Origin of the sequence: Pseudoalteromonas sp. SWYJZ12 (assembly GCF_015864395.1) — a bacterium.
GTDB lineage: Bacteria > Pseudomonadota > Gammaproteobacteria > Enterobacterales > Alteromonadaceae > Pseudoalteromonas > Pseudoalteromonas arctica.
On sequence record NZ_JADYXH010000036.1, the window covers coordinates 1 to 14,050 of the forward strand.

15 protein-coding genes are annotated in these 14,050 nt (G+C 41.3%); 7 read left to right on the forward strand and 8 right to left on the reverse strand.

All coding sequences use genetic code 11. The annotated features are described in order from the left end of the window. Window positions 1-158: 158 nt before the first annotated feature. From I6F42_RS19750 to pspA, 8 genes are all read right to left on the reverse strand, one after another. Window positions 159-503: a 4a-hydroxytetrahydrobiopterin dehydratase gene (locus I6F42_RS19750; RefSeq protein WP_002958326.1), complete on the reverse strand. Its 345-nt coding sequence runs from the start codon at window positions 501-503 to the stop codon at window positions 159-161. A gap of 37 nt (window positions 504-540) precedes the next feature. Then, window positions 541-1,338 carry a phenylalanine 4-monooxygenase gene (gene phhA, locus I6F42_RS19755; protein WP_002958327.1) on the reverse strand — a complete coding sequence of 266 codons (798 nt, stop codon included), beginning with the start codon at window positions 1,336-1,338 and terminating at the stop codon, window positions 541-543. Between the two features lie 237 nt (window positions 1,339-1,575). Next, complete coding sequence (gene megL / locus I6F42_RS19760) at window positions 1,576-2,757, reverse strand: methionine gamma-lyase (RefSeq protein WP_007580969.1); 1,182 nt, start codon at window positions 2,755-2,757, stop codon at window positions 1,576-1,578. 149 nt (window positions 2,758-2,906) lie between these two features. Then, window positions 2,907-3,932, reverse strand: coding sequence for a TIGR01620 family protein (locus I6F42_RS19765; protein WP_197153178.1), 1,026 nt, complete (start codon window positions 3,930-3,932; stop codon window positions 2,907-2,909). Then, complete coding sequence (locus I6F42_RS19770) at window positions 3,929-5,347, reverse strand: YcjX family protein (protein ID WP_197153179.1); 1,419 nt, start codon at window positions 5,345-5,347, stop codon at window positions 3,929-3,931. Before I6F42_RS19770 ends, I6F42_RS19765 begins: the two co-directional genes overlap by 4 nt. Window positions 5,348-5,410: 63 nt before the next feature. Beyond that, entirely contained in the window at window positions 5,411-5,812 is a 402-nt protein-coding gene (pspC, locus tag I6F42_RS19775; protein WP_024590986.1) for an envelope stress response membrane protein PspC, read from the reverse strand. Further along, window positions 5,809-6,042: an envelope stress response membrane protein PspB gene (pspB, locus tag I6F42_RS19780; RefSeq protein WP_024590985.1), complete on the reverse strand. Its 234-nt coding sequence runs from the start codon at window positions 6,040-6,042 to the stop codon at window positions 5,809-5,811. Before pspB ends, pspC begins: the two co-directional genes overlap by 4 nt. Before the next feature lie 72 nt (window positions 6,043-6,114). After that, on the reverse strand, window positions 6,115-6,774 hold the full coding sequence (gene pspA / locus I6F42_RS19785) for a phage shock protein PspA (protein WP_002958333.1): 660 nt from the start codon (window positions 6,772-6,774) through the stop codon (window positions 6,115-6,117). Between the two features lie 186 nt (window positions 6,775-6,960). Between pspA and pspF the strand changes: the two genes are divergently transcribed. The 7 genes from pspF (at window position 6,961) to I6F42_RS19820 (ending at window position 13,893) form a co-directional block, all read left to right on the forward strand. Continuing rightward, on the forward strand, window positions 6,961-8,025 hold the full coding sequence (gene pspF, locus I6F42_RS19790; RefSeq protein ID WP_197153181.1) for a phage shock protein operon transcriptional activator: 1,065 nt from the start codon (window positions 6,961-6,963) through the stop codon (window positions 8,023-8,025). Window positions 8,026-8,040: 15 nt separating this feature from the next. Further along, window positions 8,041-9,648 carry an ABC transporter substrate-binding protein gene (locus tag I6F42_RS19795; protein ID WP_010553755.1) on the forward strand — a complete coding sequence of 536 codons (1,608 nt, stop codon included), beginning with the start codon at window positions 8,041-8,043 and terminating at the stop codon, window positions 9,646-9,648. Beyond that, a complete protein-coding gene (locus tag I6F42_RS19800; protein WP_007580956.1) occupies window positions 9,648-10,682 on the forward strand; it encodes an ABC transporter permease subunit in 1,035 nt (344 codons plus the stop codon). Before I6F42_RS19795 ends, I6F42_RS19800 begins: the two co-directional genes overlap by 1 nt. Next, the gene (locus tag I6F42_RS19805; protein ID WP_007580954.1) at window positions 10,669-11,562 is read left to right on the forward strand and encodes an ABC transporter permease subunit; all 894 of its coding nucleotides are present in this window, start codon (window positions 10,669-10,671) and stop codon (window positions 11,560-11,562) included. The genes I6F42_RS19800 and I6F42_RS19805 overlap by 14 nt, the downstream gene beginning before the upstream one ends. Beyond that, window positions 11,563-12,555, forward strand: a complete 993-nt coding sequence (locus I6F42_RS19810) for an oligopeptide/dipeptide ABC transporter ATP-binding protein (protein WP_007580952.1) — start codon at window positions 11,563-11,565, stop codon at window positions 12,553-12,555. Then, window positions 12,555-13,316, forward strand: a complete 762-nt coding sequence (locus I6F42_RS19815) for an ATP-binding cassette domain-containing protein (protein ID WP_197153182.1) — start codon at window positions 12,555-12,557, stop codon at window positions 13,314-13,316. The genes I6F42_RS19810 and I6F42_RS19815 overlap by 1 nt, the downstream gene beginning before the upstream one ends. Before the next feature lie 85 nt (window positions 13,317-13,401). Beyond that, window positions 13,402-13,893, forward strand: a complete 492-nt coding sequence (locus I6F42_RS19820) for a VOC family protein (RefSeq protein WP_197153183.1) — start codon at window positions 13,402-13,404, stop codon at window positions 13,891-13,893. Window positions 13,894-14,050 lie beyond the last annotated feature (157 nt).

Consider the following 14,050-nt stretch of genomic DNA (forward strand, 5'->3'; position numbering starts at 1 on the left):
AATCAATATTAATATACAATGAAATGAGGCCGCATTTGAGTTTAGGAATGAAAACACCAAACCAAGTGCACAAAAAAGCCAGGAGCAAAAGCTACTGGCCTTCAATTAAAACCGTCAACGTATTTTAGGACGGGACAAAGGTTAAACCTTTAAAAAGTTTACAGCGCGTTAAATACGTCGTCTGTTTTAGCTGCGCAAATAAAATCGTTTTTGTGTAGGCCTTTAATCGAATGGCTCCACCAAGTTACGGTTACTTTGCCCCACTCGGTTAATAAACCTGGGTGATGGCCTTCGTCTTCTGCCATGTCGCCTACTTTGTTAGTAAACGCGATAGCCTGTTTAAAGTTTTTAAATTTATAAACACGCTCAAGCTGCATAATGCCGTCACGTACTTCTGGTACCCAGTCTGGGATTTTAGTAATTAATTGCGCTAACTCTTCGTCAGATACTTTTGGCGCATCTACATGACAGGCTTCGCATTTTTGTGCACTTAATGAAGACATTCTAAATCCTTACTTTTAGCTTTTTTAGCATTAATATTTAACTGGCTAATTTTTCTTTTGGTGGAAATTTTGGGTCGTGCAAACCAAGCTCTTTAGCTCGCTCAACCAAAGTCATAATATCCATTTGCGATATATCAAACAGATCATGAATCGAATTTATGGTGTAGTACTGTGGTTGCATAATATCAATACGGTACGGAGTACGCAGTACATCAAGCACATTCATTGGGCTAATTTCTGGCGTGTTTGAGTATACGTACTGAGTTTCACCTGGGCTTGATAAAATACCACCGCCGTAAATACGCAAGCCGTCTTCGGTTTGCATTAAACCAAATTCAACCGTAAACCAGTATATACGCGCAAGGTATACACGGTCCTTTTTCTGCGCTGCGTAACCTAATTGCCCGTACTTGTGCGTAAACTCAGCAAAGTCAGGGTTAGTTAGCATGGCGCAATGGCCAAATATTTCATGAAAAATATCTGGCTCTTGTAGGTAATCAAACTCTTCACGGCTACGAATAAATGTAGCTACCGGAAACTGCTTGTTTGCCAGTAATCTAAAAAACTCATCAAAGTCGATAAGCGCAGGTACTGGTGCAACTTGCCAACCGGTAGTGGCTAGTAACACTTCATTTAGTTCGCTTAACTGCGGAATACGATCGTGCGGCAGGTTAATCTTTTTTAACCCTTGCATGTACTCGTTGCAGGCTTTGCCTTCAATACATGCAAGTTGGCGCGCTACAAGCTCAGACCAAATTTTATTTTCTTCATCACTCCAGTGTATAACACCATTTTCGTCTGGTGTTTTGGATGTGTATTTACTTGCTTTAGCCATAAGTACCTTCTTGGGTGTGAGCCCTAAATCGGTGTCAGTGTGATACTCAAACCTATTGAATATCGAATGACCCCATACTATGCAAAAGTGAAGAAAAGTTTAATAGATAGGCTAACATCAGTATTTGGCGCGATCACCCCAATCGTAAAGTTAAAATTACACTAGTGGCACAATAAAAATACAGACCTTTAAATAAAGGCCTGCAGCTTGTTTTTATGTGTATACAATTAATTACACCTAACCAATTTTAGTAAAAGCTTGGTTTAAATCACTAATAATGTCGTTAACATCTTCAAGCCCAACCGAGAGTCTGATCAGCCCATCACTTATTCCAGCGGCGGCTCGCTCCTCTGGCGTATAAGGCGAGTGAGTCATAGATGCAGGATGCTGAATCAGTGTTTCAGCGTCGCCTAGGCTTACTGCAAGTGTACAAAGTTTCATACTATCAATAAATTGTGCGCCATCTTGTAGCGTGCCTTTTATTTCAAACGCAATAACACCACCAGCGGCTTTCATTTGGTTACCAATAAACTTATAACCTGGGTGCGATTTAAGCCCCGGGTAATATACGGTGCTTACTTGTGGGTGCGCTTCTAGATATTCGGCTATCGTTTGTGCGCTTTGACAATGGCGCTCTATTCTAATGGCGAGTGTTTTTAGACCTCGATTAATTAGCCATGCGTCGTGCGGGCTTATGGTTGCACCAATGTCTTTTAGTACGGTCATTTTAATGTGTGTTATGTGCTCAAGCGATCCACATACAATACCGGCAACTACGTCTCCGTGGCCGTTTAAGTACTTGGTCGCACTGTGCATTATAATGTCGATACCGTATTTTTTAGGCGATTGCAGTAGCGGTGTTAAAAAGGTGTTGTCGACCACACTAATTAAATTGTGCTCTTTAGCAACTGCGCCAATAAGTGCCAAATCAATAACCGCCATAGTGGGGTTGATTGGCGTTTCTACAAATATCATTTTTGAATTAGGTTTGATGGCAGCGCGTAGTTCGTCCTCGTTGGTCATATCAACAAAAGTGACTTCGATTCCCCAGCGCGGCAACATATGCGAGAAAAACGCAAAGGTACAACCATACAAAGCACTTGAGGCAACAAGATGATCTCCCTGCGATAAAAAGCTCAGTACTGAGGCAGATACAGCCCCCATACCTGTTGCGGTTGCAGCAGCTGCTTCACAACTCTCTAGTTGAGCAACTTTTTGCTCAAGCTCTGTGGTTGTGGGGTTTCCTAAACGCGTATAAATATAGCCAGGTTCGTCGCCTGCAAAACGCGCAGCACCTTGTGCGGCATTTTCAAAATGAAAGGTAGAGGTTTGATACAAAGGAGAAGTGAGTGCGCCGTGCGGGTCGTTTGCTTTTTGTGGTCCGTGAATACACTGGGTGTTTATATGATGCTTGCTCATTGTAGGCTCATTTTTTGATTATTATGTTTTTGCGATTCAACAATCAAAACGTATGCGCTTACAAACAGCAAGCATGCCGGATGCTCAGATGGCTATTTGTGTAAAAACCGTGCAGCTCATGTTTGTACACAAATATTGCCACTGCTAATCTAGTGTGTTGGTTCAGCCTTTTTACGGCTCATAATTTTACCTGCGATGCTTTGCACAGTGCCTTTTAGTAAGCTGCGTTTGTTTTCAAGCCGTGGTAATGGGCGACTAAGCTCCATTGCTTTGTAACCAATACGCGCTGTAAAAATACCGGCGCTGACACCTTGCGCTGCCCGCCCCGAAAGCTTACCTAAAAGCTCAGCACTCAATGCAGTTGCAGCAAGGTCAGACACAAGCTCAGCACTGCCTACAAACATTACTTGTTTTATCAGCATACGGTATAACTTTATACGGCTCGCGTAGCCAAAACCAATGCCATAAATTTTACCAATTTGTTCTATTAACTTAGTACCGCGCCAAAGCACAGCCATCATATCCACCAGCGCAAGTGGGCTTAAGGCAACTAGCAGTGCAGATTCAGTCGCAAAACGATTTATAAGCTTTTTAGCTTTGGTGTCTTGGGTTATTAATAAACTATTGGCGTACAGCGTCATTATTTCTTTGTCGCTGTGATGCGTCGCTACTTGGTTTTTAAAGGTTTCAAAGTTATCAAGCTCCTGATGTTTATTAAGCTTTTCGAGCCAAGGTAATGCACCGCCTACTTGCTCGCTGTTTAAAAGCCTGTCGGCTTCAACTCGGTGCAATTGGTTACGCTTTAAACTGCGCAGCATTCGGTACTCTCGCCACAATAAGCGCCCTATTAGCAGTACGCCACTTACAACCGCAGTTAAATAAACACTACCTAAAATAATTGACTGCTCGAAAGCAAATACTAATGAGTATGCAAATTCTAAAAGCACCAGCACTATAAAGCTAATAGCAAAAACACCTTTGAGCGTTTGCCACTTTGACTTTTTGTACACAGGTTCCAGATCTATTTCTGGCTCTAGTGCTTCATCTTCAAGTTCTTCGTAATCACTTTGTCCGTGCTGAATAATTTTTGCAGGTGCTAAAACGGGTTCGTTTTGCTCAATGTTTTGCGTATCTATACGACGCCCTGCTTGAAATGGTTGGTTTGACTCACTCATGTTAATTTGTCTCCTAGCAGGTACTGCATGACATGATCTAATCGAATATGTTTTAGTTGTTTATCGGGGCTCGGCATTGGAGAGAACGATAAAAACTCAAATCCCTGTGCTGGCCACCCACTTTTATTAAGCATTCGCGTGGGGGGCTGCGGCGGTAAATACGTAAGCCAATCAGGCTCGTTTAGCGGTTTACCGTAAATGCAGTCAAGCGTTTGGCCTTTGTCGATAATTTGGCGCGGCTGCGTTGCTGTAATTGACGACATGGCCATGGTTTCTATTTTTACACCATCAAACTTTAAATGATTACTTTGCTCATGCACGAGCGAATCAAGTAGCAGTGCTAAATCTTTATGGTGCTTAGCACTTATGTGATCTGATTTATTAGCTGCAAATAATATTTTGTCTATGTTGGGCTTAAATAAACGTTTAAAAAAGCCTGACTCACCGTAATTAAAGTGTGCGAGTAATTGGTTTATTACACTGCTTTGCTCTTGGAGTGTTTCGTGCCCTTCGTTTAGCGCACTAAGTACATCTACAAGTACGATTTGGCGATCGAAGTGTCTAAAGTGCTCATTATAAAATGGTTTTACAACTTCTTTTATATAAGCGTTAAAGCGCTTAATTAAATGCGCTAAATTAGAACCCGCAACAACATCGTCACTATTTACTTCACCCGATACCGGGAAAAACAATAGCAATGGCGCGCCTTGTAAGTCGCCAGGCATTAGCATGCGCCCAGGTTGTAACATGGCAAGTTTGGTGTCTTTTTTAAGCCCGACTAACATGCTTTGATAAAGCTGAGCAATATGGGCAAGTGCGTTTTCATCAACGGGAGCGTTTAAGTCAAGTTGCTCAACGGCCATTAAAAAATTACTTGATGTGTTTACGCGCGAAGGCTGAGTTAATAACGGATATTGCTGCTCGCACCATTGAGCATAGCTTTGCTCAAGCATAGGTAAATCAAGGAGCCATTCACCCGGGTAGTCAATAATATCTAAATAAAGCGTTGATTGCGGCGAAAAGTGGCCGCGCAGCCCTGCATTACTCTGATACTTTATTGCCAAGCGCAGCGTATTAATCCGCTCAGTTGATGCAGGCCATGTAGGCATCCCATCGCTTGGTAATAATGAATTTAGCGCGCGCGTATAATTAAACGTAGGGACTTTTAACGCCTCTTGCGGCACAACTTTAGTGGCAACATGGCGGTGCTCGCGCATTACATCAAAAAAAGGTAAGTTTTTATCGTCCGCTTGGGTTGTTAAGTGTTTAACAAGCGCGGTAATAAAGGCTGTTTTACCACTACCACTTAGGCCAGTTACGGCAAGTTTTACGTGTTGGTCTAAACTGCGATGAAGGGCTTTTTGTGCTTTGCCTTTAATACTTTTAAAGGTCTTTTTTGCAAATGATTGGCTCATAAAGTGTCTTGCACCTAATTTGCCGTAATTTATCACGCTGCAAATAAGGTGCTATTAAATCCTTTAAAGTTTGTTAATTTCACGGCTCACCGTAAACTCGCTTGAAGTTACATGGCGCTCCATATCTTGAAGGCGAGTATCTACACGCGTTAAACGCTCTTTTAAATCTTGCAATGCGCGGCGCGGTGGCTCGCCCTTTTGCCATACTTTAAATTTTACTTCTAGCGGATCGTCATGTTTAGTTGAGCTTTTTGTTTGCGCTGTTGCGGGCTCTTTTTTATCTAAAATGAACCAAGCTGCAATATACGCTACCACAAATAATGGGCCACCCGTTAGCAGTACCGCACTAACAAATATAATGCGAACTAACCATAACTCCATATTAAAGTAGTCACTTAATCCCGCACATACACCGGCTATTTTACCGCGTTGTGGGTCTCTTAATAATTCGCGTTTGGCACTCATACTTTGCGTCTCCATTGTGGTGACTCTTGATCAAGCAATGCTTCAAGTGTTTCTAATCGATCGGCCATTTTTTCTGCCTTTTGCGCAAGCTCAAGTAATTGGCGATGCTCGTGTTCACTTAAACCTTGGCTTACTTGTTTTTTGCTACGGTAGTGCAAAATTAGCCACAGCGGAGCAACAAAAATCATAAACAAGATAAATGGTGCAACTAGTATCTCTGGATCAAACATAATCCTCTCCTGACAATCCGTTTTGATGTTTTTAAGCTGGGGCACATGGGCCCCATATATTTTTATATGTAATTATTTATCAGCTAGCTTCTTTTTAAGTTCGGCTAGCTCATCATCTATCTTTTCATTTTTTTGTAGATTAGCAATTTCGTCCGCTAACGTCTTTTTACCTAAATCGTAAGACTCAATTTGAGATTCTAGTCCATCAATTTTAGTTTCGTAACGTTCAAAGCGGTTAAGTGCGTCTTCTACTTTTGAGCTATCAAGTGTCTTTTTCACTTCAAGGCGCGACTCAGCCGAACGTTGGCGAAGTATAATTGCCTTTTGACGAGATTTCGCATCTGCTAGCTTTTCTTGTAGTGTCGTTACTTCTTGCTGTAATTTCTCGATATGAGACTCTACATGTTCAAGTTCACTCGCTACTGAAGCAACGGCATCTGCCGACTTTTGCTTTTCAAGTAGGGCTGAACGCGCTAAATCGTCGCGGTCTTTACTTAAAGCCAGTTCAGCTTTATCTTGCCAATCGCTTACCTGTGCTTTAAGTGTATCTAAGCGGCGTACAATTTCTTTTTTCTCAGCCAATGTTTTAGCTGATGTAGAACGTACTTCAACAAGCGTGTCTTCCATTTCTTGAATAATCAGACGAACCATTTTTTCTGGGTCTTCTGCTTTATCTAAAATGGCGTTGATATTAGAATTAACAATATCTGCAAAACGTGAAAAAATTCCCATAACATTTACCTCTGTAATTAAAACTTAGTTAGTCTGCTATAACTAGTATCAATATGCTTGCCAACTTTTTAAAAGTTAAAATACACTTTATTTTCATTACGTTAAACTAAATATACAAATTTCTTTAGTTATCCCTACTTATGAAATACACTAACTGTTAGTAAAAATGACCAAGAGTTAGGAAATATGAGCCAATATCGCCAACAGGATAATTTACTCGGCCAATCAGATAGCTTTCTGTCTGTATTAGATCAGGTATCGCAACTGGCTAATTTAGATAAACCGGTACTTATTATTGGTGAACGCGGCACAGGTAAAGAGCTAATAGCAGCACGCTTACACTTTTTATCAAAGCGTTGGGATCAAAACTACGTAAAACTCAACTGTGCAGCGCTTAACGAAAACTTACTCGAAAGTGAATTGTTTGGCCACGAAAGCGGTGCTTTTACGGGAGCAAGTAAACGCCACGAAGGTCGTTTTGAACGCGCTAACAGCGGCACACTGTTTTTAGATGAATTAGCTAATACCTCAGCTATGGTACAAGAAAAACTGCTGCGCGTTATAGAGTACGGTGAGTTTGAACGTGTTGGCGGCAAACAAACTGTAAAAGTAGATACACGCTTAGTGTGTGCTACAAACGAAGACCTCCCTTATTTGGCTGAGCAAGGTGAATTTAGAAGTGATTTACTCGATCGCCTTGCCTTTGATGTAATTACGCTGCCACCACTGCGCGAACGCCAAGACGATATTATGCTTCTTGCTGAGCAGTTTGCGATGAATATGGCACGCGATTTAGAGTGGGAACTGTTTAGCGGTTTTACCCGAAGCGCAACAGAAACACTGCTTAGTTATGATTGGCCTGGTAATATTCGTGAACTTAAAAATGTGGTTGAACGCAGTTTGTATCGCCACGGTAGTGAACATATCCCCGTTCACCAGATTATTTTAGACCCATTCGATAGCCCATTTAGACCAAAAGCGCGCATTAAAGCACCTATAGCGGCTCAACCTGTTAATGCCGAGCCTATTGTTGTTGCGCCGCCGATTGCTCAAGCCAGCAGTAATATAGCCGTTGATATTCAATTTCCGTGCAGCTTAAAAGAGCGCTCAAACGACTTTGAAATAAACATGATTAATAAAGCGCTCGAACATAGCCAATTTAATCAAAAGAAAACTGCAGAAGTACTTGGTTTAACGTATCATCAATTACGTGGTTATCTTAAAAAATACAACTTGTTGGATCAACAATAGTCAGAGGTTATGCGGGTGCATAAATTATTACTTGTTTTGCTTGCCACCACTTTAGTTGGTTGCCTTGATAGCAAAGAAGAAATCATAGAAGAAAAAAACCAAGGCTTAGTTTATTGCGCTGAAGCTAACCCTGTGTCGTTTAATCCGCAAGTCACGACCACCGGTTCAACTATTGATATAATTGCTAACCAATTATACGACCGTTTAATTAGCATTGACCCTGTTACGGCGGAATTTCAAAGTGAGTTAGCAACCGATTGGAAAATTAGTAAAGATGGTAAATCGGTTACCTTTACCTTGCGTAAAGATGTAAAGTTTCATACAACTTCTTATTTTACCCCATCGCGGGATTTTAACGCCGACGACGTTATATTCACCTTTAGCCGATTATTCGATGTATACAATCCATATCACTTTGTGGGCGATGCCAATTACCCGTATTTTCAAAGTGTGGGGATTGATCAACTCATTCGTAAAATTGTGCGCGTGTCTGACTACCAAGTGCGTTTTGAACTGTTTAATCCTGAAAGCAGCTTTTTAGCTAATATGGCCACTGACTTTGCCGTGGTGCTTTCAGAAGAATACGCCATGGAACTTAAGAAAAAAAACGAAGAAAACTTATTTGATCAGTACCCTATTGGCACTGGTCCCTATATTTATAAAGAATACCGCCGAGATCACCTTGTACGCTTTTACCGTAATCCACTTTATTGGAAGCACGACGTTGCACTTGAACAATTGGTTTACGACATAACCCCTAACGGCACTACGCGTATAGCAAAAATGCTGACTAAAGAGTGCGATGTAACGGCTCATCCAAGTAGTGCGCAATTAAGTATTTTAGCGCAACGTGATGATATAAACGTTGAAAAAGAAACGAACTTAAATATAGGTTATTGGGCGTTTAATACAGAACGTGCCCCGTTTGACGACTTGCGTGTACGCCAAGCACTCGCACATGCAATAGATGTAGATAAAATAATGCAGGCGGTTTATTACGGTAACGGTACTCGCGCACAATCTATTTTGCCGCCAACCTCTTGGGCGTTTGAGCCACAAGAAGATATACCTACGTTTGATCCAGAACTTGCTAAAAAGTTACTAATTGAAGCAGGCTTACCTGATGGCTTTGATATGACGATATGGGCTATGCCTGTGAGTCGTATTTATAACCCTAACGCGCGAAAAATGGCTGAGCTTATGCAAAGTGATTTACGCAAAGTGGGCGTTAATGTAAGCATTGTAGAATATGAGTGGAACACGTTTATTCAACGTATTGGCGAGCATAGGCACGACAGTGTATTACTTGGTTGGGCCGCAGATACACCCGATCCTGATAACTTTTTTAGCCCACTGCTGAGTTGTACCGCTACTTTTAGTGGTAAAAACCCAGCAAACTGGTGTAATCCCCAATTTGACTTATTGCTTACTCAAGCACTAGACACCACTGATTTAAACAAACGTAAAAAATACTACGAAGACGCACAAAGCTTAATTATTCAAGAGCTGCCGTTATTACCGATTGCTCATGGCCTGCGCTTTCAAGCGAGTAGCGCCGATGTGGAAGGCATAACACTTGGCCCGTTTGGCGCTATTTCGCTTGCCAATGCGAGGAAAAAATAATGATCTTAGATTATATTTTACGTCGCCTTGGTTTGTTCTTTTTTATGATACTGATGCTCAGCGTATTTACGTTTTCACTGGCGTATTTATTTCCCGGTGATCCGCTAAGTAATTTAAGCGGCATACCAAGTAGTAACTTTGCACAGCATAGTGAGCTTGAAGACAAATATTTATATAACAGCAATTACTTTATGCAATACATTGCCTTTTTAGGGCGAATATTTCAGGGTGATTGGGGGCTTTCGTTTGCCTCTGGTAATAGTGTGTTTAGCCATATTGTTGATTTGCTACCGGCTACTTTAGAGCTAAGCGTATACGCATTAATTGTATCGGTTGTTATTGGTGTACCGACTGGCATTTTAGGCTCTGGGTATCATAAACGTTGGCCCGACAAGCTTATAAACTCTACCACTATGGTGGGTTATTCAATGCCTGTATTTTGGCTCGCATTGTTATTAATAATGGTTTTTTCATTAAAGCTTGGCTGGTTTCCTATGTCGGGCAGAATGGGGCTCCTTTACGAAATACCCGCCAGTACTGGATTTATTTTAATTGATATTGCACTGGCTGGCTTTCCATATAAAGGAATGGCCTTTGTTGATGCGCTGCGCCATTTAACACTTCCGACTATTGTACTGGCTATGTATCCAACCACTGTATTAGTGCGCTTTACTCGCGAGTCTATGCTTAAAGTAATGGATCAAAACTTTATTAAAACAGCTAGGGCAAAAGGCCTTAACCGCCGCCAACTTATCATGCACCATGCACTGCGTAATGCATTACTGCCGGTAATTAAGCAAATTGGTTTGCAATTTAGTACGCTAATAACGCTTGCGATGATTACCGAAGTTATTTTTTCGTGGCCGGGTATTGGCCGATGGTTAATCGATAGTATTTATCAGCGTGACTTTCCTGCAATTCAAGGCGGGTTAATGGCAGTGTCTTTATTTGTTATTTTAGCTTCTATTACAGCTGAGCTTACTTACACTTTATTCGATCCACTCTCGCGGAATCAGGCCCATGGCAAAGTTTAATTTATTTTCTGAAGAGTCGAATAAATCGCCACTGGCGCGATTTTGGCGAAAGTTTAAAAATAACCACCCTGCTTTGGTTGGTTTATGGATATTTATGGCGTTTGCACTATTAGCCGCCACCGCTCCTTTTCTAGCCCCGTATGGTGTAAACCAACAACACACTGATGCACTGCTTATTCCGCCATCGTGGCGAGAAATGGGCGATGTACGCTTTCTTTTAGGTACCGATGATTTAGGCCGTGATGTACTCTCGCGCTTAATGAATGGTGCTACGTATACGTTTGGCCTCTCTGTTGTAGCCGCCCTAATCACGACTATTTTTGGTGTGTTAGTGGGTACTTTTGCAGGGATTAGTAAAGGGCTGCGTTCAAGCTTTTTAAATCACTTGCTTGATATAACGCTTTCTATTCCTTCTTTGTTACTGGCAATAATAATAATCGCCATACTCGGCCCGGGTTTAATGAATACCGTATGGGCAATTATTTTAGCATTACTGCCGCAGTTTATTCACTCAGTGCGTAACCTGATTGTTGATGAATTAAGTAAAGATTACATTACTGCGTTTAGACTCGATGGTGCGTCTAATTGGCATATTATATCGCGTGGTATTTTTCCTAATATTTATGAGCATATTGTGGTTATATTCACGATGGCGCTTTCTACCGCTATATTAGATATTTCAGCACTGGGATTTTTAAAATTAGGGGCTCAGCCACCGACGACCGAATGGGGCGCAATATTAGCCGAAAACCTAGGCCTCATTTATTTAGCACCGTGGACTGTAGCGCTACCTGGTATACTGTTATTTTTAGCCGTGTTATCTACTAATTTAGTAGGCGATGGCCTGCGACAAGTGCTAAAAGCACGTAAGGCTGATTAAATGCAATTACTCGATGTTCGTAACTTAACAATTGAACTACGTACCTCTGAAACTGTAATTAGAGCCGTAGACAGAGTGAGTTTTAGCTTAAAAGAAGGCGAAGTACATGCGCTTGTGGGCGAGTCTGGCTCTGGTAAAAGCCTAATAGCAAAAGCGATTATTGGTGTATTGAACGAACGCTGGGACATTACTGCCGACCGTATTCATTGGCGCGGCGTAGACTTAATGCGTTTAAGTCCAGAGAAACGCCGTAAAATAGTAAGCCAAGATATAGCGATGATCTATCAAGATCCAAGTCGCTGCCTTGACCCAACCGCTAAAATATTTGACCAAATTGCCGAAACACTCCCAGAGATCGCAACTAAAGGTTTCTTTTTAAAGCGCAATCGCGAGAGAAAAGACAGAGTAAAAGCGCTTATTCATAAGGTGGGCATTAAAAACCACGAGGCGGTACTAAGTAGTTACCCTCATGAGCTCTCAGAAGGCGTATGTCAAAAAGTAATGATTGCGATGGCCATTGCTCGCACGCCTAAGTTATTAATAGCTGATGAGCCAACTACAGCGCTTGAGAGCACAACTCGCGCACAAGTATTTAGATTACTAAAAAGCTTAAACCAACTTAAAAACATGTCTATTTTGATGATCTCTCATGAACTTGAAGAGATTGCACATTGGTCGCATGGCATTCATGTTTTATATTGCGGGCAAATGGTTGAAGCAGGCCCAACCCATGAAATATTCAAACAGCCTCGCCATCCATACACGCAAGCATTACTAAAAAGCTTGCCAGACTACGAACAAGGTTTAGCGCATAAAGAACCTTTTTATGCACTTAAAGGGACTATCCCTACCCTGCAACATTTGCCTATTGGCTGCCGCCTCGGGCCACGCTGCCCGCAAGCACAAAAAGCCTGCGTGGTAACTCCCACTCTTACTAAGCATCATGGTCATAGTTATGCGTGCCATTTTCCGTTAATTAAGGACATGAAATAATGCAGCCGCTACTAAAAGTACAAGCGCTATCTAAAACATTCAATGTGCGAGCTGGGCTTTTTTCACGTAAAAAGTTTGAAGTACTTAAAAATATTTCGTTTTGTGTCGGTAAAGGCGAAAGTATTGCCATAATTGGTGAAACAGGTGCAGGTAAAAGTACATTAGCAAAACTACTTTCAGGAGCTGATACTGCTGATAGCGGGCAAATTTTGCTCGAGAATAATATTATCGAAGATAATGGCGTACGCGATAATCAATGTCGCCATATTCGTATGATTTTTCAAGATTCAGCTGCATCGCTCAACCCGGGGTTAACCATTGGCGAAATGCTTGATGATTGCCTGCAATATAATACTGAGCTTGATGCTAGTGAACGCACTGAAAAAATTGATGCAACGCTTTCAAAGGTGGGTTTGTTAATCGATCATAAACACTACTACCCGCATATGTTTAGTGTGGGGCAACTACAGCGTGTTGCATTTTCTCGTGCATTAATTTTAGATCCTAAGGTGATTGTGCTTGATGAAGCCGTTTCGTCTTTAGACCCTTCTATACGCGCTCAAATAGTGAATTTATTACTTAAGCTGCAGCGCGACACAGGCCTTACGTATGTGATGATCACCCATCATTTAAGTCTAGTGCGCCACATCAGTGATTATGTGGTTGTACTCGATAAAGGCGAAGTAGTTGAATACGGCCCTACTGAAGATGTTTTTCAAAACCCCCAATCAAAAGTAACGCAGCGATTACTTAGCTGCTAAACGCAGCCTAGCGTGTAATGTAATCTCCTTTATGAAGGTCTTTGTTAAATGCGCAATTTAACAACTAAAACCATAAAGAGGATCTATGCTAAAAAAAACACTACTCACAGGCATTTCATCATTAGCGTTACTACTGCTATCAACAACCTCAATAGCTGACGAAAACTCTACCTCAAAAAGTTGGGTTGGTGGCGTTGACCACTTAGGTTTAACTGTATCAAACTTAAATGCATCCAAAGCATTTTTTATTGATGTACTTGGTTTTAAAACGCTAGGAAGTGATCCAACCTACCCCGCTTATTTTTTATCAAACAATAAAATAACCATTACATTATGGCGCGTAAAAAATGATGAAAAACGTGTGGAGTTTAATCGGGCAGAAAATGTGGGCTTACATCATTTAGCACTCAGTGTTGAAAGTATCAAAAAGTTAAGCGAGCTACATACACACTTAGAAATGCAAAATAATATTACTATAGAGTTTGCACCAGAAAACTTAGGTAAAGGTCCAACCCAACATATGATGATAAGAGAGCCTAGCGGCAATCGGATTGAGTTTATTGCCAGAGGTAATTAATACCAATCCGCAATAATACTTAATTAAGCGAATTGGTAATATACCAACTTTATTTAAGACAATAAAAAAGGCGCTTTAAAAGCTGTCTCTTATACACAAATCCCTGCTAAGAAATTAGCGGGGATTTTTTTGAACTAAATCTCAATGTCATGATCAG

Bases quoted from the DNA above. Each gene is read 5' to 3' on its own strand.
- I6F42_RS19800 (WP_007580956.1), top strand. From the start codon at position 9,648: ATGATCTTAGATTATATTTTACGTCGCCTTGGTTTGTTCTTTTTTATG.
- pspF (WP_197153181.1), top strand. From the start codon at position 6,961: ATGAGCCAATATCGCCAACAGGATAATTTACTCGGCCAATCAGATAGC.
- megL (WP_007580969.1), bottom strand. From the start codon at position 2,757: ATGAGCAAGCATCATATAAACACCCAGTGTATTCACGGACCACAAAAA.
- I6F42_RS19810 (WP_007580952.1), top strand. From the start codon at position 11,563: ATGCAATTACTCGATGTTCGTAACTTAACAATTGAACTACGTACCTCT.
- I6F42_RS19820 (WP_197153183.1), top strand. From the start codon at position 13,402: ATGCTAAAAAAAACACTACTCACAGGCATTTCATCATTAGCGTTACTA.
- phhA (WP_002958327.1), bottom strand. From the start codon at position 1,338: ATGGCTAAAGCAAGTAAATACACATCCAAAACACCAGACGAAAATGGT.
- I6F42_RS19770 (WP_197153179.1), bottom strand. From the start codon at position 5,347: ATGAGCCAATCATTTGCAAAAAAGACCTTTAAAAGTATTAAAGGCAAA.
- pspC (WP_024590986.1), bottom strand. From the start codon at position 5,812: ATGAGTGCCAAACGCGAATTATTAAGAGACCCACAACGCGGTAAAATA.
- pspA (WP_002958333.1), bottom strand. From the start codon at position 6,774: ATGGGAATTTTTTCACGTTTTGCAGATATTGTTAATTCTAATATCAAC.
- I6F42_RS19805 (WP_007580954.1), top strand. From the start codon at position 10,669: ATGGCAAAGTTTAATTTATTTTCTGAAGAGTCGAATAAATCGCCACTG.
- I6F42_RS19815 (WP_197153182.1), top strand. From the start codon at position 12,555: ATGCAGCCGCTACTAAAAGTACAAGCGCTATCTAAAACATTCAATGTG.
- I6F42_RS19765 (WP_197153178.1), bottom strand. From the start codon at position 3,932: ATGAGTGAGTCAAACCAACCATTTCAAGCAGGGCGTCGTATAGATACG.
- I6F42_RS19750 (WP_002958326.1), bottom strand. From the start codon at position 503: ATGTCTTCATTAAGTGCACAAAAATGCGAAGCCTGTCATGTAGATGCG.
- pspB (WP_024590985.1), bottom strand. From the start codon at position 6,042: ATGTTTGATCCAGAGATACTAGTTGCACCATTTATCTTGTTTATGATT.